Consider the following 24,485-nt stretch of genomic DNA (forward strand, 5'->3'; position numbering starts at 1 on the left):
GTGCATACGTATGCTCAATCAAAAACGACAGAAGCCATCTCGTATGAACGCCTTTGCAACAGACTCCCTTGAAGCGCGCATCGGCGCGCAAACCACGGAAGCGAGACGACTTTCGGGCCAGATCGTCTGCGGCGGCGGCTTGAGAAAAGCGCTCACAACCGCGCAATTCGATATCGAGAACCCCGCCACCGAAGAGATCATCGGCTCTGCGCCACGCTGCGGCATAGAGGATGTCAATTCTGCGGTGGATTCGGCTTCCCTTGCGTTCCGGTCTTGGTCGGCAACGCCGGCGAGAGAGCGCGGCGCCCTGCTCATGCGGGCAGCCGATCATCTCGACGGCTTCCGTGAAGACATTGCCCGGCTCTCGTCGCTGGAGACTGGTAACGCACTTCCAACCCAATCGCGCAATGAAGCCGGCACCATGGTCGACATCCTGCGTTATTTCGGTGGTCTGGCTGGCGAGATCAACGGCCAGACCTATCCGCCCGATCCTGGCCGGCTGCTCTATACGCGACGCGAGGCGCTTGGTGTCGTTGGCGCGATCATTCCGTGGAATGCACCGCTGATGCAGCTTGCCAGCAAGATCGCCCCGGCACTCGCCGCAGGCAACACCGTCGTGCTAAAGCCGGCCGAGCAAGCACCCTTGGCAGTGCTTCGGGTGTTCGAACTGCTGCAGGCGGTTCTGCCACCCGGCGTCGCGAACGCAATCACCGGGCTCGGCGAGGAAGCAGGTCGCCTGCTTTGCCAACATCCGGCTGTACGCAAGATCAGCTTCACCGGATCGAGCGCGGTCGGCGCCATGATCATGCACTACGCCGCCGACAAGATCATACCAGTCACAGCCGAACTCGGCGGCAAGAATCCGAACATCGTCCTGGCCGATGCCAATATCGATCGCGCGGCCCGTGGCATTTTGCAGGGGCTCCGGCTTCAGCGTCAGGGCCAGTCGTGTTCCGCCGGTACGCGGATCTATATCCACGACGCCATTTATGATGCGGTGATCGAGCGCGTGCTGGCCGGCATTACGTCTTTTCGGGTTGGAAACCCGCTGGATGAAGCGACACAGGTGGGCTGTATCGTATCGCGCAAGCAGTTCGATCGTGTCGAACGCTACATCGAAATGGCGCGGCAGACGCCCGGCGCCCGTATCCTTTGCGGCGGCCAGCGTCCCGAAGGTCTGGACAAGGGTTACTACTACTCGACGACGCTGATCGAGGGCGTTCCCGCAAGCTCACCCGTTTGCCGTGACGAGATCTTCGGGCCGGTCGCGACTGTCTCACGCTTTACCGATTTCGAGACCGTGCTGCAGGAGGCCAACGATACGCCCTACGGCCTCGCGGCAACGATTTTCACGGAAAACCTCCCGGCGGCGTTCGACTTCGTGTCGCGCATCGACGCCGGCTTCGTGCAGGTCAACCAGTTTGCCGTCGCGGAAGCCAACATCGAATATGGGGGGACGAAAATGAGCGGCATGGGGCGTGAACTCTCGCTGGCGAGCATGATCCAGCATTTCACCTGGTCGAAGACCGTCATCGTCAACACGTCGGCTGCCTGACCGGGAGAATGCTCAAGTGAAAACCGTCGCTTTCCTTGGTCTTGGCAATATGGGTCAACCAATGACCCGCAATCTGGTCCAAGCCGGCTTTCCAGTCATTGGCTTCGACCCGTCTTCGGCCGCACAGGACGCGGCTGAGAAGCAGGGCGTGAAACGTGCCACCTCCGCCGCCGAGGCGGCTTCATCGGCCGATGTGGTTATCACCATGCTTCCGACCGGAGACAATGTCCGCGACGCCTATCTTGGAGCGTCGGGTGTCATCGCGGCATCCCGCAAGGGTGCGCTCTTGATGGATAGCAGCACGATTTCATCGACCGTCACGGTGGAAATCGCCGCTGCCGCCCGCGCCGCCGGCCGGCGCATGATCGATGCACCGGTTTCAGGCGGGACGCCGCGCGCCCATTCCGGCACTTTGACTTTCATGGTCGGCGGCGAGGCCACGGATGTCGAGCATGCCCGCCCTCTGCTGGAAGCAATGGGACAGCGCATCTATCATGTCGGGGCTTCGGGAGCGGGCCACACGGCGAAGCTCTGCAACAACATTCTGTCCGGAATATGCATGGCGGGAACTGTCGAGGCGCTGGCACTCGGTGTCGCCAATGGTCTCGACCCAGCAATCCTCAGCGATGTGATGCGCAACTCCTCGGGCAACAACTACGCGCTCGAGCGCTATCACCCATTCCCGGGCCTGATGGAGAATGTGCCCTCTGCCAACGGTTTTGCCGGCGGTTTCCGCTCGGATTTCCAGTTGAAGGACATGCGGCTCGCCAAGGAGCTGGCGAACAGCTCGAAAGTCCTGGCAGCGATGGGAAATCTGGCAACAGAGCTCTTCGCCATCCATTGCCAGAATGGACATGCCGGCGAGGACTATTCGAGCATCATCAAACTGGCGCTCGATCTCGACAGCTACTTCGAAGGCAGGACGACGGAAGGGGCGACCAAGTGATCCGCAAACTCAAAGAGGGGCGCGATCCGAGCGCCGTGGCAGCCGATCAGGCCACCGTCAGAGCCACTGTAGAGGGCATCATCGCAGATGTCCGTTCGCGTGGCGATGTTGCGGTGCGCGAGCTTTCGATCCGCTTCGACAGATGGGACCGCAAGGATTTTCGCCTTACCGATGCGGAAATACGCGCCTGCCTTGCGGAACTGTCCGAACAGAACCTGAGCGACATCCGCTTCGCGCAGGAACAGGTTCGCAACTTCGCGCAGCATCAGCGCGAAGCGTTGCGCGATATCGAGATCGAAACCCTGCCGGGCGTTGTTCTTGGGCACAAGAACATCCCCGTTCAGTCCGTCGGCTGCTATGTGCCAGGCGGAAAATATCCATTGCTGGCCTCGGCCCATATGTCGGTCATCACGGCCAAGGTTGCCGGCGTGCCGCGCATCTTCACGGCTGCGCCGCCTTACGAGGGGCGCCCTGCCGCGGCGATCGTTGCGGCCCAGCACCTGGCAGGCGCGGATGAAATCTACTGTCTCGGCGGTGTGCAGGCCGTAGCCGCCATGGCACTGGGCACACAAAGCATCCAGTCCGTTGCCATGCTGGTCGGTCCAGGCAACGCCTTTGTGGCGGAAGCCAAGCGCCAGCTCTATGGGCAGGTCGGCATCGATCTCTTCGCCGGTCCGACGGAAACCCTGGTCATTGCCGATGACAGCGTCGACGCCGAGCTATGCGCGACCGATCTTCTCGGCCAAGCCGAGCATGGTCCCAACTCACCGGCAGTCTTGCTGACCAATTCAGAGGTCCTCGCCAAAGCCACGATCGCAGAGGTCGAAAGGCTGCTGAACATCCTACCGACTGCCGTCGTCGCCCGTCGCGCATGGGAGGATTACGGCCAGGTGATCCTGTGTTCGACAGAGGACGAAATGGTCGGTGAAGCAAACCGCATCGCATCGGAACATGTGCAGGTGATGACTCGCGATCCCGATATCTTCCTCGAGCGGATGACGAACTACGGGGCGCTGTTTCTCGGGCCGCGAACCAATGTCGCCTATGGCGACAAGGTGATTGGAACCAACCACACGCTGCCGACGGCCGGAGCCGCCCGTTACACCGGCGGCCTTTGGGTCGGCAAGTTCCTGAAGACCGTTACCTATCAACGCGTCCTGACCGATGAGGCCTCGGCAATGATCGGCGAATACTGTTCCCGCCTTTGCATACTTGAAGGATTCGCCGGCCATGCCGAGCAGGCAAACGTTCGTGTCCGTCGCTATGGCGGGCGCAACGTCCCCTATGCGGCCGCCGCTGAATAAATCGCGATAAATCGCGGCGACGACTGCGGATGCCGGAAGAGGAGCTGGCATCCAATCTGAGACGGGTCGTCCCGAGACGGAGAGGAGACAGACGTGACTGATATGCCGATGGTGGATGCGCACGTCCACTTCTGGAATCCCGAGCAGAACTATTATCCGTGGCTCAACGATCGGCCGCTGATCCCATTCCGCTATGGCGACTACTCCTCGATATGCCGGCCGTATCTGCCGGCCGACTACAAGCGGGACGCTGCCGGCCACCACGTTGTCAAGACGGTCTATATCGAAGCCGAGTGGGATCCGAGTGATCCAATCGGCGAGATGGATTATATCGCCTCCCTTCGTCGTGAGACGGGGTGGCCTAACGTCGCTGTCGGCCAGGCATGGCTCGACCGGGGCGACCGCGCCCGGGTGCTGGAGCGGCTGGCCGGTTTCGACTTCGTACGCGGCCTGCGTCACAAGCCGAAATCCAATCCCAAGCCGGGCTCAGCCGCTCCAGGCAGCATGGTCGACCCGCATTGGGTCGAAGGTTTCGCCATGCTGTCGAGCTATGGTTTGCGGTTCGATCTGCAGACACCATGGTGGCATCTGCACGAGGCGTGCACGCTCGCCGACCGCTTCCCGCAGACGCAGATCATTCTGCTGCATTCAGGGCTGCCGGCCGATCGCAGTGCCGAGGGGATTGCCGGCTGGAAAGCGGCAATGACCGAATTCGCCAAGCGGCCGAACGTGGCGGTGAAGATCTCCGGCATCGGCCTGCCTGGCCAGCCTTGGACGGTCGCCAACAACCGCGACATCGTGAGGTCGATCATCGAGATTTACGGCGTCGAGCGCTGCATGTTCGGGAGCAATTTCCCGGTTGACAGTGTGTGCGGCACGCTCGATGAGATCTTTGGTGGCTACAAGGAGATCACGGCGGATCTCGGACCCGAAGCGCAAAAGCGCCTGTTCCACGACAATGCGGTCCAATTCTATGACATCCGGTAAGCCGCGCCTTGCCTATATCGGCGTCGGCCTGATGGGCGGACCCATGGCCGCGCGCCTTGCAGGGCTTGGCTACAAGCTACGAGTCTTCGACGCGGATGCCGGCCGGCAAGCTGCGGCTATGGCTTCGGGTGCAGTTGGCGCTGCGTCGCCAAAAGACTGTGTCGAGGACGCGGATCTCGTGCTCCTCAACCTGCCGTCGCAGGCGGCAGTCGAAACCGTGGTGTTTGGCCAAGCGGGCCTGTCGGATGCTCTGCTGTCACCGCAGATTGTGGTGGATTTCTCAACCGTGTCGCCGGATTTCTGCCGGTCCATCGGTTGGCGCGTCCAAGCGGCCACGGGATGCGAATGGATCGACGCTCCGGTTTCGGGTGGTCCCTCGGCGGCAGGCGAAGGCACACTGACAATCATGGCCGGCGGCTCGGATTGGGCGATCGCATGCATCCGTTCCTTGATTCAGGACATCGGCCGCCAGTTCACCCATGTCGGACAGACAGGCATGGGTTCGGTTGCCAAGATGATCGCGCAGCTCGTGGTCGGCACGAATTATGCTGTTCTGGCCGAAGCCGTGCGCCTCGCTGAAGCGGCAGGAATGGATGCCGCGCTGCTGCCTGAATGCGTGAAATACGGCCATGCCGACGGTGTTCTGATGCAACAGCTCTATCCACGTATCGCCGCACATGATTTCGCGCCGCGGGCCTATGCGCGGCAGCTGCTGAAAGACCTCGACATGGTGCAGGAGCTCGCCCGTAGTTCGGGCACGGCAACCCCAATGTCCGGCCAAGCCGCCCAGCTCTTTCGTCTGCTTATCACGGCCGGCCACGGCGACATCGACGGCACCGGCATCTATCGCCTCTACGAAGGCGCGCCGTCACATCTTACAGCGATCGGGGAGAGCGCGCGTGCCCAGTAATTCTTACGGATTCATCGGTCTCGGTGCGATGGGCATGCCCATGGTCAGCAAGGCTCTGGCAGCCCAGCTCGACGTCCACATTTTCGATACCAACGCTGCGGTCGTCGATGTCCTTGTCGCGCAGGGAGCAAAGCGGCAAGACAGCGCCGCCGCGGTCGCCAACGCGGTCGAGACGGTCTTCGTCAGCCTGCCAAACGCGCCGATTGTCGAGGCCGTCGCGCTGGGTGAGGCCGGCCTTATCCATGGCAAACGCATCAAGCACTATATCGATCTCTCGACCACCGGCCCGACAATGGCGCGCAAGGTCGGTGATGCGATGGCGGAACGCGGCGTATCTGTGCTGGATGCGCCCGTCAGCGGCGGACCAATCGGCGTCCGCAACGAGACGCTGGCGGTCATGGCGTCGGGGTCGGAGCAGACACTGGAACGGGCACGACCGTTCCTGGCGACATTTGCAAAGACTTTTGTCCATCTCGGCCCGGACGTCGGCAAGGCACAGATCCTCAAGCTCGCCAATAATCTTCTCACCGCAACCAACATGGTGATCGTCGGCGAAGCGCTGGCATTCGCCGAAAAGGGCGGTATCGAGCCCGAGGATCTGTTCCGGATCATCAATGCCGGCTCCGGCCGGTCCTGGGTGTCGGAGATCGCCTATCCGAAGCATGTGGTGACACGCCGCTACGACCAGAATTTTCGCACCGAGCTCATGCACAAGGACGTGACGCTTTGCATGCAGGAAGCCGAGCGTATGGGCGTGCCAATGTGGCTCGGGGCCAACGTCCGCCAGTTCTGGCAGTTCGCCATGACGCAAGGCATGGCCGACGCCGATTGCTCGCGCATCGCGGCCCTCATCGAGGGTTGGGCAGGCCTGAATATCGAAGACGCGGCCGAGGCCGCCGAATGAATTCATATGGGGAGGAGTACACCGTGATGCTGAACGACAAGACCGCCATTATCACAGGCGCCGCCTCGCCGCGCGGCATAGGCAAGGCCACGGCCCGGCGGTTTGCCGCGCAGGGCTGCCGCGTGGCGATCTTCGACCTCGACGAAGAGGCCGCCATGAATGCGGCCCGCGACATCGGCTCCGAACACATCGGCGTGGCTTGCGATGTCCGGGATCCCGTTTTTTGTCGCAAGGCAGTTGGTGACGTCATGGCCCGCTTCGGACATGTCGACATCCTGGTCAACAATGCCGGCATCAGCCAACCAGACCGGCTGATGGATATCACCCAGGAGAATTTCGACCTGGTCATCGATTCCAGCCTGCGTGGCAGCCTGAACATGGCCCAGGCTACCGTGCCTTCGATGATCGAACGGCGCTCCGGCGCGATCGTTTCGATCGGCTCGATCGCGGCCCAGATCGGCGGCGGCATTTTCGGCGGGCCGCATTATTCCGCAGCCAAGGGCGGCATCCACAGCCTCACCAAGTCGATGGCGCGTGAACTGGCGCAGCACAATATCCGCGTCAACGCGATTGCCCCAGGCACGATCGACACGGACATCTTTGGAGACAAGCTGACCGAAGACAAGCGACGCGACATCGTCGTGAACATCCCGCTTGGCCGGCTCGGGACGGCGGATGATATCGCCAAAGCCTGCCTGTTCCTGGTCTCGGACCTGTCCGACTACGTGACGGGGCTCATTCTCGACGTAAACGGCGGCCGATTCATGCACTGAACGACAGTCCGCATGGCCTGCGGATCGATGCGACGACGAACATATGGAGGCGACGCGTGCTCAGGATCAATTCCGGACAAGACGAGGCTCCGCTTGCGCATGGGACGGCGCTTCTAACGTTTCGTCGCGAATTTCCAGCGCCTTCTTCAGGGATCGAAGGCGTGCATCGTCCCACCTGCTCGATATGGGACACCCCCCGCGAGTACCAGCCCGATGCCTTGTTGAAGTCAGGGATCAAGGATGAAGCGGTTGCCTCCTACCTGTCAGACACCCGTCCGCTCTATGACGCCGCCAAGCGTTGCGTTGGCCAGCTTTCGGGAATCCTGCTTCTGCTCCAGACCGACAGCCTCGACCGCAACCGCAACGATCTCTTGCTGGCGTCGGTGACAAGGCAGTTGCGCGAGGCAACCGACCGGCTTGGTGCGGTGAAGGCGCCGCCGACAGCGGCCCGCCACCAAGCCGCGCTCGCCGATCTGCTAGTGCTTCTCGGCCGGATACTCTCGCGGCTTGATCGTCTTGCCGATCTCATTGATCCGGCAAGTCCCGATCTCGATGCCGTCGTTGACGCGCTTTTTTCCGCGCAGCGGTCGCTGCGGATGGTTTCGGAACCTTCCGCCGGACTGACCCCCGTGGATTTCACGGCGGCCTGCTGCAACTGCCGACCCGCGAAAAATTAACCGGCTGGATCAAGGGAGGAACCGGTGTCACTCTATTCGATCTACGTCCTCGAATACGGCTATGTGCCCGAATACCACAAGAGCGGCGTCATCTACGGCGCTCACAATGAAGGCTATGTGAAGCTGCCCTACTGCTACGCCGTCATCAAGGGAGACGGTTGGGCCGCGATGGTCGACGTCGGTTACAACGACCGCGACTACGGGAACTATCTTGGCACGCTGTTCAATGTCCAGAACTGGCGCGGACCGCGCGAGGTTCTTGCCGAAATCGGATTGACGCCGGAAGACATCAACGCAGTCTTTATCACGCACGCGCATTTCGATCATTTCGGCAATGTCGATGCATTTCCCAATGCCACCTTCTACGTCCAGAAGAAGGAGCTGCAGGAATGGATCTGGGCAATGTCGCTGCCGGACCGCATGCGCTGGATCCTGTCCGGCATCGATACGGCGGACATCCTGCGCGGTGTGCAGCTGGCGCGCGACAAACGCCTCATCGCGGTCGATGGCGCCATGGAAAACGTCTTCCCCGGCATCGATCTTCACGTCGCCTATGACAGCCACACCTTCGCATGCATGTGGGTGACGGTGCGCAATGATGGCAAGACGGATTCCCAGGACACCTGGGTGCTTGCCGGTGATCTTGTTTACCAGTTCGAGAACCTGAACGGCGCCTCCGAACAGCTCAAGATCGACGACATGTATCTCCCGGTCGGCCTTGCCACCGGCAGCCAGATCAATCTGATCATGGCCACCGAAGCCATGATGAAACAGGTCGGCCATGAGTCTCGACGGGTCATACCCGTTCACGAGTCGCGGCTTGAACAGACATTCCCGTCCCGGCTCTCCAGCCAGAAGCTGCGCATCAGCGAAATCTGTCTGGCCAGCGGAGCAAGATCCGCACTGCTTTAACCAACAAGTTCAATGCCGCGAATCCGCAGAAGGACAAGACACGTGGAAAAGCCTTCAGAGAAGCCAAAGCCGGTCACGGCCTTAGGAGAAGGTGCATCCGGACCGAGCAGTTGGTTTGCCTCAGCTGGCGGACCGACCGCGGGTATCGCGGCGGCAACGCTGGTCCTGTTCGTCTTCGGCGGCCTGATCGCCCCGCAGAGTCTTGGCACCGGAGCGATGAGCGGAATGCTTCCCTTTGCCGCGATCCTGGCCCTGGTCAGCCTGGGTCAGACACTCGTCATCCAGCAGGGCGGCATCGATCTGTCCGTGCCGGGGATGGTTTCGCTCAGCGCTGTCATCGTCTGTTACTTCTCAGAGAGCCAATCGAATGCCGAGGGCAGTGTCGTCCTGGCACTCTTTTACGCTTTCGCCGCTGCAGCTGTAGCGGGGCTGATTAGCGGCCTGCTCGTCAGCAAGGTTCGTGTTGCGCCCATCGTGGCCACGATCGGCATGAACGCGCTGCTCTACGGTCTGAACGTCAAGATTTCGGGCGGCACGCCGGTGTCTGTGCCCGGGTCGATAGCAGCGTTCGCCAACGGCAAGATATTTGGCATCACGCAGCTCGCATATCTGGCCGTAGCGGTGGCTATTGTCGTTATTTTCGTCATCAAGGCGACGACCTTCGGCCGCAATTTCGAGGCTGTCGGCGCAAACAGCAGGGCTGCGCGCGCGGCGGGTATCATCGCCGATCGCTACCAGATCGCTGCGTATGTGGGCGCGAGCCTGCTTTATGCGACAGGCGGCATTCTGCTCGGCGGCCTTATGCAATTGCCAAGTCCGCAGCAGGGCGACAACTACCTGATGCCGTCAATCGCCGCGACGGTTCTGGGTGGAACCTCGCTGTTTGGCGGCAAGGGCAATCTGGCGGCGACCGTGATCGCCGCGCTCTTTCTCACACAGCTTCAGCAGTTGGTGCTGACGACGGGCGCCAGCATCGGCGTTCAATACCTTTTTCAAGGTGCCGCGATCCTGGTCGGGGTCGGCATCTATGGTCTGAATTTTCGCAATCTCAGGCGTGCAATCAGCCTGAGGAACAGGTCGACCGCATGATGTCGGCGGCCAAGGGAATAAAAAGTTTCAACGCTGTCCACCACGGGCAGGTTGGAGAACCGCAACCAAACTTCGTTGGGAGGAAATGATGAAGTCTTGTCTTGGAATAAACCTGTTATCGGGCGCAACGCTCGCCCTGTCGGCCTTTGCAACTGTCTCACCGCTGTCGGTCACGCAAGCCGGCGCCGCGGATTGGTGCAAGGGCATCGCCGGTGGTGTCTTCTGCGCCGAACCGGCGGCGACGCCGCCGAGCTTCTGCGGAACGAAGGAAATCTCCGTCGCGCTGGCGGATGGCTTCGCCCAAAACCCCTGGCGGCAGATGACGACGGCCGCTGCGATCAACGAGGCCAGCCAGTGCCCGAATGTCACCGGCTGGGATCATACTGACGGACAGGGTAACACCCAGAAGGCAATCTCCGACCTCAGCGGTCTCGCGGCACGCGGCGTCAATGCCATTGTCGTGTTTCCCGATGCCGGCCCGGCCATGTTGCCGGCGATCCGCGATGCCTTCAAGCAAGGCAGCACCGTCGTCCCCTACCGGGCCCGTGTCGGCGGCGAGGAAGGCAAGGATTACAGCGTTTTCGTCGGCACGAACTTCCACCAGGACGGCGTCGACTGGGGAAAATGGATGGCGAAGGCCCTCAACGGCAAGGGAAATGTCGCCTATCTCGGCGGACCTGCCGGAACCAGCCAGAGCCGTGAGCGCGCCGATGGCATCCTCGAAGCGTTCAAGGACTATCCGGGCATCGTCCAGATCGGGCAGAAGCCGTTCGAAGTGACGAATTGGGATTCCAGCATGGTCGCCAAATCACTGGGCGCGCTGATTGCCCAGTATCCGCAGATCGACGGTGTCATCGCCGACCTCAGCATGGGCGTTGTCGCCTCGGGCGTCTTCGAACGCGCCGGACGGCCGCTGCCGCTGATCGCCGGTGAAGACGCCAATGTGTTCGGCTGCACCTGGAAGAAGCTGCATGACGCCGACGCGAAGTCCACCTTCCAGTACACGACAAACAGCGCCGAGCAGTGGAATGTTCGCCTGGCCGTGCGCTGGGCGATTGCCGAGGCCGCCGGCGGCAAGATGGATCAGCCGCTCGTCATAACCGATCCCAATGGCACCAAGCATACGGTGGCCGAGGCCGGTGTGAAGGAAGTGACGAACTTCCAGCTGGAGGATTCGCTTGCCGGAACGGTGTTCTGCAATCCGAAGCTCCCGGAATCCGCTTCGAATGGCACCAGCCTGACGGACGAACAAGTCCTGGCGGCCCTCAAGGGCGGTCTCTGATCTCGAGCAAAACGGGGCGGGCTCTGCCCGCCCCTTCATCCCCTCAAGGAGGATGATGGAGACACTTAGGAGGATCGAGCATGGCCACCGTCGAACAGCTTCAGCCTGACATGGCACCCCCGGCCGACGCGGTATCGGACGCCCCGTTGGGATTGCGCATGCAAGGCGTGTGGAAGCGTTTCGGCAATGTCGTCGCCGTGAAGGACATCTCGTTTGACGCGCGATGTGGCGAGGTTCATGCGCTTCTGGGAGAAAATGGCGCAGGCAAGTCGACATTGATGGGCATTGCCTCCGGAAATTTGAGCTTCGATCAGGGTTCGATCGAAATATGCGGACAAACTGTAGATCGCTTGAGCGCGGCACAGGCGCAACGGCTCGGGCTCGCCATCGTGCATCAGCACCCGGCAGTGCTTCCTGATCTGACGGTGGCTGAAAACCTGCTGCTTGCAGTTCCAGCAGCGCTTCGAACGGATTATGCGAATGCCAATGACTGGGTAGTCGCCCAACTCCATCGTGTTGGCTCTGCCGTTCATCCCAAGACCCGGCTGTGTGATGTCGACATAGCACAAAGCCAACTGATAGAACTTGCCAAGGCGCTTGCGATCGACCCGAAGATCCTCATTCTTGACGAACCCACCGCGGCTTTGACAGCCGACCTTGTCGATATCCTGTTTCGCAACGTGCGCCAAGCCGCGGCTCGCGGCGCGGCGGTCATCTACATTTCGCATCGGCTGCAGGAAATCAGACAGATCGCAGACACTGTCACCGTCATGCGTGACGGTGAAGTGAAGGGATCGGCACCTGTGCGCGATGTCAGCGATGACCAGATCCTCAACCTCATTGTCGGACGCACCGTTACCAAGCAATTTCCGCCCAAATCATCCGGTGTCATGAGTGGCGCAAGTGTTCTTGAGGTCAAAGGGCTTTCGGGCGCTGATTTCGTAGACATCAACATGTCGGCGCGTGGCGGCGAGATCGTTGGTATCGCCGGCATTACCGGAAACGGCCAGAGCGACTTCCTGCGTTCGCTGGCAGGTCTTGGAAATGCCCGTGGAGCCGTCACTCTGGACGGGAAGACCGTGCCGCTCGGCAACCCGGGTGCCGCTCGTAGTGCCGGCATTATCTATCTGTCTCCCGACCGCCAGCATGAAGGCCTTTTTCCCAGTCTTTCCGTGCGCGAAAACGGTACCATCTCGGCCCTGTCACGTTTCGCGAACTTTGGCGTCGTGGACCGTTCGCTCGAACGGCGGCAAATGGAAGCCCAGCGAGTGGACCTGAACATTCGCGCGGCATCGATCGAGCAGAATGTCGCCACGCTGTCTGGCGGGAACCAGCAAAAGACGATCCTGTCACGAGCTCTCCTGGCAGAGGCTTCACTCGTGCTGGCAGAGGAGCCGACAGCCGGGGTTGACGTGGGTGCCCGCGCCGAAATCTATCGCATCCTGCGTGACGTCGCTTCGCGCGGGACATTGGTGGTTATCGTCTCATCCGATATCGTCGAGCTTGAGGGCGTATGCGACCGCGTGCTGGTCTTCTCCCGTGGGCACGTCGTGGGCGAACTCTCAGGCCAAGACGTCAATGAGGCCAATATCGGCCGGACCATGATAACGGCCACCACCCATCGCAAGACCGACCAGCAAGGACGAGACAGATCCGGCACTACGCGTTCATGGCTGCGAATGGTTGCTGCCGGCGACTATGTTCCAAGCTTCGTGCTTGCCGGGCTGATCGTGCTGCTGGGCCTGGTAGCGTCTGGCCACAACATTCGTTTCGTCTCAGGCTTCAACATCGAGAAGATCCTGTTCCTTTCCGCTGCGCTGGCGTTCGTCTCGTTTGGGCAGATGTGCGCAGTGTTCACTGGCAGGATCGATCTGTCGGTCGGCCCGTTGATCGGCTTGAGCCTCGTCATCGCGTCATTCTTCCTGAATGAAGGTGCCGGCATGGGAACGATAATCGTTGGCGTGTTGGCCGTTTTTGGCGCCGCAGCCCTCATCGGCCTGACCAACGGGACCTTGGTTCGGTTCGGGAACTTCACCTCCGTCGCCGCGACGCTTGGAGTCTACATCATCATTCAGGGCATCTCGGTGTTGCTGCGGCCCTATCCCGATGGAGCCATCAGCGCCACCGTCATGGATACCATCAAAGCCACTATCGGCAGCATTCCGGTCGTGTTTATCGTCGCGTTGGTCCTGGCAATCATCCTCGAAGTGGGCTTGCGCTACAGCCGTTGGGGGATGAGCTTGCGCGCCGTTGGCTCTAACGAGAAGGCGGCGGCGCATATTGGTGTGCGCACAGGCTGGACCGTAGTCGGCGCGTTCATCGCCTGCAGCTTGCTCACGGCGCTTGGGGGCATGATGGTGGTGGCGCAGCTGGGCATCGGCGATCCCAATCAGGGCATCGAATACACGCTGGGCAGCATTGCCGCAGTGGTCCTCGGCGGAGCCAGTCTCTTTGGCGGACGCGGCAGTTTCATCGGCGTGCTGCTTGGCGCCGTCCTGATCCAGGAAGTCAATTCATCGATGGTTTTCCTGGGCCTGTCGCAAGCCTGGCAATATTGGTTCATCGGCCTGCTGACGCTGATCGCAGTGGCAGTCTATTCACAGGCCCGGTCAGCGTCCCATTGAGAGGCCGTGAAACGAACTGCCGCCGACTGGAGCACAACGACGAGTGCACGAAGATCCGAAAAAAAGGCGCGATATCTCCCCCAACCGCAGGTCGACGCTTCCAGTCACTTGATATGCGATCAATGTTCACGAATATCGCGCAGATCAGAAATAGCTGGCGCCGATGCCGGCAAGCCCGATCGTCTTGCCGGCAAAAGCCGCATGCTTCGTTTGCTCCACTCGATGGCTCGCTCTGCTTTTCCGCTCCATCCGAGGACGACGCTGCCCAAAATGTAGGTCAGCGCCGATGACGGACTAATCGCGAGCGCAGCTTCCAAATACACTGAAAGCAGGACTGCGGTCATGTCCATCCATGCCGATCGAAAATCACGCGAGGGTCAATGCAGACGCATCGTCGTGCCCATGAGGATGGCGGAGCGGGCATGACGTATCGAAGCGGCGCGGACCTGCAAGCCGCTGCGTAGGAAGAGGCAATGGTGGCACATCGCAGCGTTGCCATGCGCCAGCGCGTAGGCCGGATCGAGCTCGACGTGGCGAGCGGACTCTTACCGCTTATCGCGGTGCGCTCCGACAGGCACAGAATGTCCCACTTTCGAGGGGGGTGGAAGAGAGTGGGACAAAAAAGTACAAAAAACCCAATTAAATCAATGGCACCGAAAGCCAATGGTGGGCCCGGAGGGACTCGAACCCCCAACCAAGCGGTTATGAGCCGCCGGCTCTAACCATTGAGCTACAGGCCCCACGCGGGCTGGATTAATGTTTTTCGCATCGCGGCACAAGGCTTTCCGGGACCGCTGGTCACAATCGTCCAAATCAGCCCATAATCGCGCCATAAGGAGCCTCGTGCGCCCGCTGGGCGCGGATATGCTTACCCGAGGAGATTTTATGACCAGACCTCTTTTGCCCCTCGCACTCGCCGCCGCCATCACCTTTCCGGCGCTGGCCGCGGCCGCTGAGTCGCCGACACCGCCCCGTATCGTGGTTTCGGGCGAAGGGGCGGCGACTGTAGCGCCCGACCTGGCGGTCCTGACGCTCAGCGTCATGCGCGAAGCCAAGACGGCGCGCGCCGCACTGGATGCCAACAACGACGCCATGGCGGCCGTGATCGCCGCGATGAAGTCGGCCGGCATCAAGGACCGCGACCTCCAGACCGCGGGCATCCAGATCAATCCGCGCTATAACTACACAAACAAGCCCGACGGCGGCCAGGAGGCCGAATTGATTGCCTACCAGGTAACCAACACGCTATCGGTGCGCGTGCGCGACGTCGACAAGACCGGCGAGATCCTCGACAAGGCGGTATCGCTGGGGGTCAACCAGGGCGGCGGCATCGTCTTCACCAACGACAATCCGGCTGCCACCGTTACCGAAGCGCGCAAAAAGGCGGTGGCCGATGCCATGGCCAAGGCCAAGACGCTGGCGGAAGCCGCCGGCGTCAGCATAGGCCGGGTGATCGAAATCACTGACCAGAACATCGCGCCGCCACCGATGCCGATCAACGCCAAGGCCTTCGACGCGGCCGTCGGTGCTGCTCCGGTGCAGGCCGGCGAGAACGCCTACAATGTCCAGGTCACGGTTACCTTCGAACTGAAATAAGCGCCTTCGATGGTCCGTGGCCGGGCCCGGCCCTGAACCGTCCGCCATGGTGCACGAAAAACCCCGCAGGATCGCTCCCGCGGGGTTTTTTTGAGCCGCATTCTTCCCGAAGGAAAGCGGCTCCACTACTCCAGACCGACCTTCGCAGAAGGTCGTGTCTCCAGACTGATCCTGAAAGGATCATGTCTCCAGACGGATCTTCGCAGAGGGTGGTGTCTGCGACTGACCCCGCAGAAGATCATGCCGCTACCAACCCTCGCAGAAGGTCGCGCCTTAAGAGGCTCAGCGGTTGATGATCGGGCAACCACGCTCATTGGCGAACACGATGACGACGCGGTCGCCATACTGGCGGCCCATCACCTTGACCGTGCGGCGGCTGACGTCGACGATGCGGGCACGGTGCAGCCCCATGCGTTCGGCCTTGTTCAGGGCCCAGTCGGGCGAACAGCCGCGGCGCCAGTCGTCGCGGCGTTCATCGCGGCGGTGGCGATAGCCGTCATCGCCGGCATAGACGCCGAAGCGCGGATCGTTGTTGTTGCCGAAGCCCAGGTAAAGGCTGTCGGCATGGGCGGGAACGGCCGCCAGCGTGCCGAGGCCGACGAGGGCCGAAAGGGCTGCCGTTTTCACCGAGTTGAACATGGTCTTCTCTCCTTGTTGCGGGCTCTCGCCCGTCCTCTTGAAATCGATGATGGGAGAATGCACCCGCCTGTCTGAACTATTTACGAACCTGCCGTTCATCGGCGGTTCATGTGGCGGAAAAAGGAAGCTTCTACGGGTTTTCCAACAATGTGCCCCAAACGTCTCGCATGGTTCCTGGTTCCTGCGCGCCCTTGCGGACACCGGCCTCAGGGCTCGTCATCCCGATGCGAGCTATGGTTCCTCGTGCCGATGCGAGCCATGGCTCGCCATCCCGATGCGAGCTTATGGCTCGTCGTCAAGCATATAGTCGAAATAATCCTCCGGCTCGGCCAGATCCGTCTCGTTGGCCTTGACCCGGCCGCGCATCGACATGCCGGCCTCATGCACCGTCTCGGCACTGCCCGACACCAGACGGTGCCACCAGTAGAGATCGTGCCCCTCCGCGACCAGCCGGTAGGCGCAGGTGCTGGGCAGCCAACTGATGGTGCGTACATTTTGCGGCGTCAGCCCGACGCAATCGGGAACGCGCGCCAGCCGGTTGTGATAGTCCGAACAGCGGCATGTCTGCGCGTCGAACAGGCGGCAGCCGACGCTGGTCCAGTAGATGTCGCCAGTATCCTCGTCCTCGAGCTTCGACAGGCAGCATTTGCCGCAGCCGTCGCAGAGCGATTCCCACTCGGCCGGGCTCATTGCTTCCAGCGTCTTTGTTTTCCAGAACGGCGTTTCCATCTCCGGCATGTGGCCCCGGCCGCCGCGAAGGTCAAGCAGGGCAAGGGCTGGAGTGGGGCGGCACCCCAGTCGAAAGACATGAAGTTGCCTTCAAAAGGCCGGCCAATCGCCCCGTACGGTCCCTAACCATGAGCCGCCGGAACCAATTTCGTTAAAATCGGTTTCGGCAAGGATGGGACCCCACAAGGAGAATTTCGATGAAACGCCAACCACGGATTCTGGCAGGCACCGCACTCGGCCTGCTGATGGCATCCGCGCCGTTGGGCGCATCCCCGCTTCAGGGAAGTGCCGCGTTCGGCCCCATGCGAGACAGCGCAATGCCGCTGGTCCTGGCCCAGGACACCCAGACTGACGATGCACAGCAGAGCGACCAGGAACTGCTACGCAAGAAGAAGCGCGATCAGCAACAACAGCAGAGCGAACAGGCACCCGCACAGCAGCCCGCGCCAGCCGCCGAGGAACAACAGCCACGCAGGAAGAAGCGCGATCAGCAGCAGGTCGAGCAGGCGCCCGCTGGTGAAGCCGCGCCCGCCGTCGAGGAACAACAACCGCGCAGGAAGAAGCGCGATCAGCAACAGCAGACCGAACAGGCCCCCGCGCAGCAGGCCGCACCAGCTGCCGAGGAACAACAGCCGCGCAGGAAGAAGCGCGACCAGCAGCAGCAGACCGAGCAGGCGCCAGCCGGTGAGGCAGCACCCGCCACCGAGGAACAGCAGCCGCGCAGGAAGAAGCGCGACCAACAACAGCAGACCGAACAGGCACCGGCGGGCCAAACGGAACCTGCCAACGACAACCAGCGCAAGAAGCGCAAACAGGAGCAGCAGGCCGAGCCCAGCGCCGTGCCGACACCGAAGGAAGCACCTGCCGCAGAAGCACCCAAGGCAGAACCGGCACCCTCAGGCGAGAGGCCGGCAGCCCAGGGCGAACAACCCCAGGACAAGAGGAAAAAGAACGCCAGACAACCGGCTAGCGAGCAGCCGGCGAATGGCGAACAGCAGCCGGCCAATGGCGAACAACAGCAAACCGGCAGGCAGCCTGCAACGGGCGAGCAGCCGGCCACGGGTGAACAGCCCAGTGCCGGCAAGGCCGCGCCTGTCCAGGGGCAAAACCCCGAGCAGGCCGAGACGCCCGCCGACAAGAACGCTGCCCCCATTCTCGACAGCCAGAAGGATGCCCGACGCCGCGGCCGCGGCGAGAACGGCCAGGCCAGCAGGAACCCCGCCAACCAGAATGGCGAGCAGCAAAATGGCGAGCAGCAGAATGGTGGGCAAAACGCCCGGCAGGGCGGTGCTCAGGGCCGCCAGCCCGCGGTCGCTCCCGTCGACCAGGGTCCGCCTCCGACCGACGATAGAGCTGCTCAGCAGGAGATCAAACCGGAAAAAATCGTCCCGGTTACCGAGGAGAAGGGCAAACGCCTCGAGCGCGCACCGGACGAGAACATCCGCGACCGCCGCCGCCCCAAGGGTGTCGACGTGCTCAAGGAGATCGGCGATCGCGTCATCATCCAGCTCAACGATCAGACATACGTTCAGAGCAGTGACCGCCCGCGCCTGACCCGCGGCGCCAAGGATGTCTACTATGAGGATCTGTCGCAAGGCCGCACGCGCGAGACAGTCGAGCGCGACAATGGCGTGCAGATCGTCACCATCCGCAACCGCTACGGCGACATCATCCAGCGGTCGCGCATCATGCCCGACGGTCATGAGTATGTGTTGAGCTATGTCGACGAACGAAGCTACGACGACGATAATGATTGGCGCGATCCGGGCGACGACCTGCCACCGATGCGGCTGACCATTCCGCGCCGGGACTACATCCTTGACTCCGAAGAGGTCGAAAGCCCGGACGACTACTACACCTTCCTCGAGCAGCCGCCGGTGGAGAAGGTGCAGCGCCTCTATTCGATCAACGAGGTCAAGCGTTCCGCACGGGTGCGCGACATTGCCCGACGCATCGATCTTGACACGCTGAACTTCGAATTCGGCTCTTCCTCGATCTCCGATGCCGAGGTGCAGAAGCTCGAGGGTGTCGCCACGGCCATGGAGAAGCTGTTGAAGAAGAACCCGGCCGAGACCTTCCTTATCGAAGGCCACACCGACGCTGTCGGCACACCGGAGGCGAACCTCGCTCTGTCGGACCGCCGCGCCGAAGCGGTGGCCGAAGCGCTGACCAACGCCTTCGGCATACCGCCTGAAAACCTGACCACGCAGGGCTATGGCGAGGAATATCTGAAGGTCGACACCTCAGGCCCCAACCGCGAGAACCGGCGTGTCGCCATCCGCCGTATCACCTCGCTGGTGGCGCCGGTGGCGAGCAACAACTGACCACGATCCGGGAGCCGGAAACCGGCTTTCGGAAAAGATCATGGTCGATCAAATTTCTGCATTTCCAGACGCTTGAGCAGGCTTCTGGAATCGGATCGGTAAAAGGCCCATCCCGGTTTCGCCGGGATGGGTGAGATCGCGGCAACGGCCCAAGTTCAACAAGAATTGTCCTGGTGTTAGATCCCGCTCATTGAATCGCGAGATGGCCTACCCCAGATTCAGGATCGGGCGTTCCCTGCCCCGTCCCGACTCCAGCGGGACGCACTGAGCCCCGCCGGCCCTCTCCGGCGGGGCTTTTTGCTTAGAGCAACTCCAGGAATGTCTGAAACCGAGTTCCATCCGGAATTTGCGCCTCGATACATCTTTAGAAAGCCGTCCTGATCTTCGTGTCGGAATTGGCAAACACCTCGTCCGGGACAAAAAAGTCGCCGGCCAGCGGCCCGGCCGCACCCGGCGCATACACCGAAAAATCGCTGATCCCCTCGGCGCGCAGCACTTCCTCGTCGATGTAGAAATTGCCGGTCGCTTCGCGTGATGGCCGCATGAAGATGGCATGCGCGGCATCGGCCATGATTTCGGGCGAACGGCTCATCGCGGCCACCGTCGCGCCGCCCAGAAGATTGCGCACCGCCGCGGTATCGATGGTCGAGATCGGCCACAGCGAATTGACCGCGATGCCGTCCTTGGCGAACTCCGCGCTCATGCCCAGCGTGCACATGGACATGCCGAACTTGGCCATGGTGTAGGCGACATGGTTCTTGAACCACTTGGCCTTCATGTCGAGCGGCGGCGCCAGATTCAAGATATGAGGATTCCCGGCCAACTTCAGGTGCGGAATGCACATTTTGGAAACGAGAAACGTGCCGCGCGTGTTGATCTGGTGCATCAGGTCGTAACGCTTCATGTCGGTTTCCAGGGTCCCGGTGAGCTGGATAGCGCTGGCATTGTTGACACAGATATCGATGCCGCCGAATTTTTCGACCGTCTTCGACACCGCTTCGGCCACTTGCGCCTCCTCGCGAATGTCGCACAGGACCGGCAGCGCCTTGCCGCCGGCTTGCTCGATCTCTTCAGCGGCGGTGTAGATCGTGCCCGGCAGCTTCGGATGTGGCTCAGCGGTCTTGGCCGCGATCGTCACATTGGCGCCGTCGCGCGCGGCGCGCAAGGCGATCGCCAGCCCGATGCCGCGCGACCCGCCGGAGATGAACAGCGTCTTTCCCTTGAGCGACATTTTTCCTCCGCTTGCATTGTCCGGTGGCGCGATCCTTGCCTGTGGCGGTCCCCGGATACAAGAGCTTGCGGCAGCGGCTGACGGTGACGCTGCGGAGGGTCCGTTCCTTGCCGCTGTAAATGATCTGGAGCTATAGGGGCAGCGCTGACTTTGACGATGATCGTCAAATCCTGGCTGAGACGTCACCCTAGACCAGCACCAGCCCCTGCCGCATCGCAATGGCGATGGCATCCGTGCGGTTGGCAGCGCCCAATTTGATCAGAATCGCGGCGACATGGAACTTCGCCGTATGAACGGAAATGTCGAGCCGCCGCGCGATTACCTTGTTGGGGGCGCCCTCGGCCAGCAGCGCCAGCACTTCCGCTTCTCGCGGCGACAGCGCCGGGCGGGCGGCATGCTCGTCGGGATGCTCCTCGTCGAAAAGGCCGTCGCCGCCAATATCGCCGCCGTGGAAATCATCGCGGCGGCCAGGAACGGATCCGCTGTCGCCAAAGACGCGGTAGCCGGCCGCCGCCAGCCTGGCGGCGGCCGCAATCAGCATTGCATCCGCCGCCGTCGGCAGCACGGCGAACACCTGCCCCTGCGGCCGTGCCAGGCCGGCCTGCGAAGACAACAGCACCCGCGCGGTCGCGGCGGGAACGGCGTCGCCCTTCCCTGTTCCCGCACCCGTGGGGCCGGCGGTCTCGTCGACGATGGCGACATCAACCGCTTCGCTGCTGCCCGGCGTCACCGGCAGCAGATCGTCGGTCGCGGCAAGCGACGCGGACAGCCGCTCGGCGCGCGCGGCATCACCGAGCGCGACCAGCACGACCAGCTGCCGCTCGCCGGTGCTGCTTTGCGTCATCTCGCCTGTCGCGATCGCGTCCATTAATCCTCTCAGCTGAGCGGCTTTTCGCCGACCGTCAGCGCCACGTCGCGCTGTTCTCCGCCGCGCACGACACCGAGCGTAACCGAAGCTCCGGCACTGTCGGGGCCGAGCCTGCGGATCAGCTCGCGCGGGCCGCTCACCGCCTCGCCGTTCCAGGCGACGATGATGTCGCCGAGGGAAAGGCCGGCGGCCTTGGCCGGACCGTTGTCATCAAGGCTCATGACGATGGCGCCGCGGGCCTCGCCGTCACGGATCGGATGCAGACCGGCGCCGAGATAGCCGCGGGCGACATGGCCTTTTTCGCGCAGCGTTGCGACCGCTCGCTCGATCGTCTCGTAAGGCATGACCAGCGCGCGGCCGCGCGGCCCGAACAACAGCATGCCGATCAGCGCGCCCTTGGCATCGAGCACCGGGCCGCCCTCGAAACGGCCGCCGGCGCCCACCGCCAGGTTGATGCGCCGGTCGATGGTGCCGCCGCGCATTGAGCGCCAGGCCGGGCCGACTTCGCCGACCGAGCCTGAAACTGCCAACGCCGAACCCCGGCTGTTGCCGATGGCGACGGCAATATTGCCGGGCCGCACCGCATCCGCTTTGGCCAACGGCTCGGCATTGGTAGCACCGGCCGGCTTGAGCAGGGCGACGCCGGTCGAGGGATCGCGGCCGACAAGATCGGCCTTCACCGTCTCGCCCGAAGCCAGCGTCAGCTCGATCTCCTCGCCGGCCTCGACGGCTTCCTCGGCGGCAACGAAGTAGCCGTCGCGCCAATGGAAAGCGCTCGCTGTGCGATGATTGTGGGTGGTGAAGCTCGCGGTCGCCGGTGCCGCCTTGGCTGCCAGATCGGCAATGGCTTCCGAAAAGGCACTTAGATTGAATTCGCTCATAGCAGTCTCCTGGGTTCATCCATGCCCCAGATATCGCGCGGCAGCGCGCTTGGAGATACTCGCCTGACGGCTAGTCGGCCGGGCGACTGGCCATCTGGTCAGGTCGCGGCGGATGAAGCCGCTCCGCACATATAGTCATCGTTGCGCCTGAAAACATGGAGCCTGCCAATGGCCGTTGCTGCCGCCAAATTCCAATCCGACGACGCGCTGCTCGACGCCTACTCGACGACGGTGGCCGATGCTGTCGACCGCATCGGCCCGGCTGTCTGCCGCATCGAGCGCATCGGTGGCCAGGGCGGGCATGGGTCGGGCTTCGTCATTGCGCATGATGGGCTCGTCGTCACCAACTTCCACGTCGTCGGCGATGCCAGAACGGTGCGCGTATCGATGCCCGACGGCGCCTCCAGCGAAGGCCGCGTGCTCGGCCGCGACGCCGACACCGACATCGCGCTGGTGCGCGCCGACGGCAGCTTTGCCGATGTCGCGCCGCTGGGCGATTCCAAGCGCCTGCGGCGCGGCCAGATCGCCATAGCCATCGGCAACCCGCTCGGCTTCGAATGGACCGTCACCTCGGGCGTCGTCTCGGCGCTCGGCCGCTCGATGCGCGCTTCCACCGGGCGGCTGATCGACGACGTCATCCAGACCGACGCCGCGCTCAACCCCGGCAATTCCGGCGGACCGTTGGTATCCTCGGCGGGCGAGGTGATCGGCGTCAACACCGCCATGATCCATGGTGCGCAAGGCATTGCCTTTGCCGTCGCCTCCAACACCGCCAACTTCGTCATTTCGGAGATCATCCGTTTCGGCCGCGTACGCCGCGCCTTCATCGGGGTGTCGGCCGACACCGTGAACCTGCCCCGTCGCGCGGCCCTTCTGTCGCAAGTGTCGAGCAAGACCGCGGTTCGGCTGCGCGGCGTCGAGAAGGAGGGCCCTGCGGCCAGGGCCGGCCTCAGGGAAGGCGATATCGTCGCCGCGATAGACGGCCGACCGGTCACCGGCGTCGACGACCTGGTGCGTTTGCTCGACGCCGAGCGGATCGGCCGCGAGACGCGGTGCACGGTGGTGCGCCGCACCGGTGTCAGCCAGGTGACAGTGACGCCAGTGGCAAGGGCTGGTTGAGTTTCCACTCAGGCGCTCACTGCACCCTGCGCATACTGTGCCAGGAATTCCTCGCTTGGCGGGATCGGCTTGATGACATCGATCAGGACGCCGTTGGGATCCCTGGTGATGAAATGGCGCTGACCAAAAGGCTCGTCGCGCAGGGACCGAAGGATGGGCAGGCCGGCGGCTGTGATCCGCTCATAGACCGCATCGGGATCACGGACTTCGAAGTTGATCAGCAGGCCCGAGCTCCGACCCCGTCCCTCTTCCGGGATCGTCTCATGGTCGCCTCGCACGATACCGAGATTGACGCGCTTGCTCTCCACCGATTGCAGATGCACGTACCAGTCGCTCGTAAACAGCGGCCGGAAGGCGAAATGTTCGACATAGAACGCCGCTGTGCCGGCAACGTCCCCGGTCATCAGCACCGGATAATAGCTGGTCGTCTTCATCTTTCCTTCTCCCGTCAAGCAACATACAGTCTGCATGTAAATTGAATTAACATACAGGCTGCATGTATGCAACAGAGATCAGCGCGCCGTTCCAACCGTGACCGCACCGAGGCGACACGCGCCGATCTGATCGCCGCGGCGCGAAAACTGTTCATCGAAAAATCCTACGCCGAGACCGGCACACCAGAGATCGTCGCCGCGGCCGGCGTGACGCGCGGCGCGCTCTACCACCACTTCTCCGACAAGCAGGCGCTGTTCGGCGCCGTCGTCGAGCAGGAGGCAGAGGCCGTGGCGCGGGAGATCGAGGGCGCAGCGCCGCCTTCGCTCAATGCCCGCGACGCGCTCATTGCCGGCTCCGACGCCTATCTTGCCGCCATGCGCGCGCCCGGCCGCACGCGGCTCCTGCTGCTCGACGGCCCGGCCGTGCTCGGCCGCGCCGAAATGGACGCCATCGACAACCGCCATGGCAATCGCTCGCTGCGCGAAGGGCTGGTCGCGGCGATGCGGGCGCGGACCATAAAGAAGCTTCCGGCCGAAGCGACGACCGCCCTGCTCGCCGCCGCCTTCGACCGCGCGGCACTTGCCATTGAGGCGGGCGGTTCGGCCGAAGACTACCGCAACGTTCTCACGGCACTGATCGATGGGTTGTCCCGCGCGTGATCCGAGGCTTCCCGCCGATGAGATCCAGGGCAAAGGTTGGA

The 24,485-nt window shown here is 62.5% G+C and carries 22 protein-coding genes, 1 tRNA gene and 1 pseudogene; 16 read left to right on the plus strand and 8 right to left on the minus strand.

Annotated features, from left to right (window positions below):
* Window positions 1-43: 43 nt before the first annotated feature.
* The 12 genes from FJ867_RS17830 (at window position 44) to FJ867_RS17885 (ending at window position 13,963) form a co-directional block, all read left to right on the plus strand.
* A complete protein-coding gene (locus FJ867_RS17830) occupies window positions 44-1,555 on the plus strand; it encodes an aldehyde dehydrogenase family protein (RefSeq protein ID WP_140818099.1) in 1,512 nt (503 codons plus the stop codon).
* A 16-nt stretch (window positions 1,556-1,571) separates the two neighbouring features.
* Window positions 1,572-2,501: a 3-hydroxyisobutyrate dehydrogenase gene (gene mmsB, locus FJ867_RS17835; protein ID WP_082826745.1), complete on the plus strand. Its 930-nt coding sequence runs from the start codon at window positions 1,572-1,574 to the stop codon at window positions 2,499-2,501.
* Window positions 2,498-3,805 carry a histidinol dehydrogenase gene (gene hisD, locus FJ867_RS17840; RefSeq protein ID WP_140818101.1) on the plus strand — a complete coding sequence of 436 codons (1,308 nt, stop codon included), beginning with the start codon at window positions 2,498-2,500 and terminating at the stop codon, window positions 3,803-3,805. Before mmsB ends, hisD begins: the two co-directional genes overlap by 4 nt.
* A 102-nt stretch (window positions 3,806-3,907) precedes the next feature.
* Window positions 3,908-4,792, plus strand: coding sequence for an amidohydrolase family protein (locus FJ867_RS17845; RefSeq protein ID WP_140818247.1), 885 nt, complete (start codon window positions 3,908-3,910; stop codon window positions 4,790-4,792).
* On the plus strand, window positions 4,779-5,702 hold the full coding sequence (locus tag FJ867_RS17850) for an NAD(P)-dependent oxidoreductase (protein WP_281405954.1): 924 nt from the start codon (window positions 4,779-4,781) through the stop codon (window positions 5,700-5,702). The genes FJ867_RS17845 and FJ867_RS17850 overlap by 14 nt, the downstream gene beginning before the upstream one ends.
* The gene (locus FJ867_RS17855) at window positions 5,692-6,606 is read left to right on the plus strand and encodes an NAD(P)-dependent oxidoreductase (RefSeq protein WP_140818105.1); all 915 of its coding nucleotides are present in this window, start codon (window positions 5,692-5,694) and stop codon (window positions 6,604-6,606) included. Before FJ867_RS17850 ends, FJ867_RS17855 begins: the two co-directional genes overlap by 11 nt.
* 23 nt (window positions 6,607-6,629) lie before the next feature.
* The gene (locus FJ867_RS17860; RefSeq protein WP_140818249.1) at window positions 6,630-7,379 is read left to right on the plus strand and encodes an SDR family NAD(P)-dependent oxidoreductase; all 750 of its coding nucleotides are present in this window, start codon (window positions 6,630-6,632) and stop codon (window positions 7,377-7,379) included.
* Window positions 7,380-7,540: 161 nt separating this feature from the next.
* Window positions 7,541-8,056, plus strand: a complete 516-nt coding sequence (locus FJ867_RS17865; protein WP_127224577.1) for a hypothetical protein — start codon at window positions 7,541-7,543, stop codon at window positions 8,054-8,056.
* Window positions 8,057-8,080: 24 nt separating this feature from the next.
* A complete protein-coding gene (locus FJ867_RS17870; protein ID WP_024505467.1) occupies window positions 8,081-8,968 on the plus strand; it encodes an N-acyl homoserine lactonase family protein in 888 nt (295 codons plus the stop codon).
* Between the two features lie 42 nt (window positions 8,969-9,010).
* Window positions 9,011-10,057, plus strand: a complete 1,047-nt coding sequence (locus tag FJ867_RS17875) for an ABC transporter permease (RefSeq protein WP_210242313.1) — start codon at window positions 9,011-9,013, stop codon at window positions 10,055-10,057.
* Window positions 10,058-10,145: 88 nt separating this feature from the next.
* Window positions 10,146-11,339, plus strand: coding sequence for a substrate-binding domain-containing protein (locus tag FJ867_RS17880; RefSeq protein WP_181168387.1), 1,194 nt, complete (start codon window positions 10,146-10,148; stop codon window positions 11,337-11,339).
* Between the two features lie 80 nt (window positions 11,340-11,419).
* A complete protein-coding gene (locus FJ867_RS17885) occupies window positions 11,420-13,963 on the plus strand; it encodes an ATP-binding cassette domain-containing protein (protein WP_210242314.1) in 2,544 nt (847 codons plus the stop codon).
* Window positions 13,964-14,157: 194 nt separating this feature from the next.
* Here FJ867_RS17885 and FJ867_RS17890 read toward each other — a convergent pair.
* Together FJ867_RS17890 and FJ867_RS17895 are read right to left on the minus strand one after the other, a co-directional pair.
* Window positions 14,158-14,499 (minus strand): annotated as a pseudogene (locus tag FJ867_RS17890) (transcriptional regulator); the annotation flags it as partial.
* Between the two features lie 128 nt (window positions 14,500-14,627).
* Window positions 14,628-14,703 (minus strand) — tRNA-Ile (locus FJ867_RS17895).
* A gap of 145 nt (window positions 14,704-14,848) precedes the next feature.
* On the opposite strand from FJ867_RS17895, the gene FJ867_RS17900 reads away from it, so the two are divergent.
* The gene (locus FJ867_RS17900) at window positions 14,849-15,559 is read left to right on the plus strand and encodes an SIMPL domain-containing protein (RefSeq protein WP_140560669.1); all 711 of its coding nucleotides are present in this window, start codon (window positions 14,849-14,851) and stop codon (window positions 15,557-15,559) included.
* 282 nt (window positions 15,560-15,841) lie between these two features.
* Here FJ867_RS17900 and FJ867_RS17905 read toward each other — a convergent pair whose 3' ends face one another.
* Entirely contained in the window at window positions 15,842-16,198 is a 357-nt protein-coding gene (locus tag FJ867_RS17905) for a hypothetical protein (protein ID WP_140818109.1), read from the minus strand.
* A gap of 282 nt (window positions 16,199-16,480) precedes the next feature.
* Entirely contained in the window at window positions 16,481-16,927 is a 447-nt protein-coding gene (locus tag FJ867_RS17910) for a YcgN family cysteine cluster protein (RefSeq protein WP_140524949.1), read from the minus strand.
* A 197-nt stretch (window positions 16,928-17,124) separates the two neighbouring features.
* On the opposite strand from FJ867_RS17910, the gene FJ867_RS17915 reads away from it, so the two are divergent.
* The gene (locus FJ867_RS17915) at window positions 17,125-19,251 is read left to right on the plus strand and encodes an OmpA family protein (protein ID WP_140818111.1); all 2,127 of its coding nucleotides are present in this window, start codon (window positions 17,125-17,127) and stop codon (window positions 19,249-19,251) included.
* 364 nt (window positions 19,252-19,615) lie between these two features.
* On the opposite strand, the gene FJ867_RS17920 is transcribed toward FJ867_RS17915, so the two are convergent.
* From FJ867_RS17920 to FJ867_RS17930, 3 genes are all read right to left on the minus strand, one after another.
* The gene (locus FJ867_RS17920; RefSeq protein ID WP_140495895.1) at window positions 19,616-20,482 is read right to left on the minus strand and encodes an NAD(P)-dependent oxidoreductase; all 867 of its coding nucleotides are present in this window, start codon (window positions 20,480-20,482) and stop codon (window positions 19,616-19,618) included.
* A gap of 187 nt (window positions 20,483-20,669) precedes the next feature.
* A complete protein-coding gene (locus tag FJ867_RS17925; protein ID WP_140516725.1) occupies window positions 20,670-21,350 on the minus strand; it encodes a helix-turn-helix transcriptional regulator in 681 nt (226 codons plus the stop codon).
* Window positions 21,351-21,358: 8 nt separating this feature from the next.
* Window positions 21,359-22,231: a S1C family serine protease gene (locus FJ867_RS17930; protein WP_140686124.1), complete on the minus strand. Its 873-nt coding sequence runs from the start codon at window positions 22,229-22,231 to the stop codon at window positions 21,359-21,361.
* Window positions 22,232-22,399: 168 nt separating this feature from the next.
* On the opposite strand from FJ867_RS17930, the gene FJ867_RS17935 reads away from it, so the two are divergent.
* Entirely contained in the window at window positions 22,400-23,350 is a 951-nt protein-coding gene (locus tag FJ867_RS17935) for a trypsin-like peptidase domain-containing protein (RefSeq protein ID WP_140675495.1), read from the plus strand.
* Between the two features lie 8 nt (window positions 23,351-23,358).
* Here FJ867_RS17935 and FJ867_RS17940 read toward each other — a convergent pair whose 3' ends face one another.
* Complete coding sequence (locus FJ867_RS17940) at window positions 23,359-23,784, minus strand: VOC family protein (RefSeq protein ID WP_140818113.1); 426 nt, start codon at window positions 23,782-23,784, stop codon at window positions 23,359-23,361.
* A gap of 66 nt (window positions 23,785-23,850) precedes the next feature.
* Here FJ867_RS17940 and FJ867_RS17945 point away from each other — a divergent pair, with 66 nt between their 5' ends.
* The gene (locus tag FJ867_RS17945; protein WP_140675499.1) at window positions 23,851-24,444 is read left to right on the plus strand and encodes a TetR/AcrR family transcriptional regulator; all 594 of its coding nucleotides are present in this window, start codon (window positions 23,851-23,853) and stop codon (window positions 24,442-24,444) included.
* The last annotated feature ends 41 nt before the right edge of the window (window positions 24,445-24,485 follow it).

It is taken from the genome of Mesorhizobium sp. B2-5-3 (genome assembly GCF_006441005.1).
In the GTDB taxonomy this organism is placed as follows: Bacteria; Pseudomonadota; Alphaproteobacteria; order Rhizobiales; family Rhizobiaceae; genus Mesorhizobium.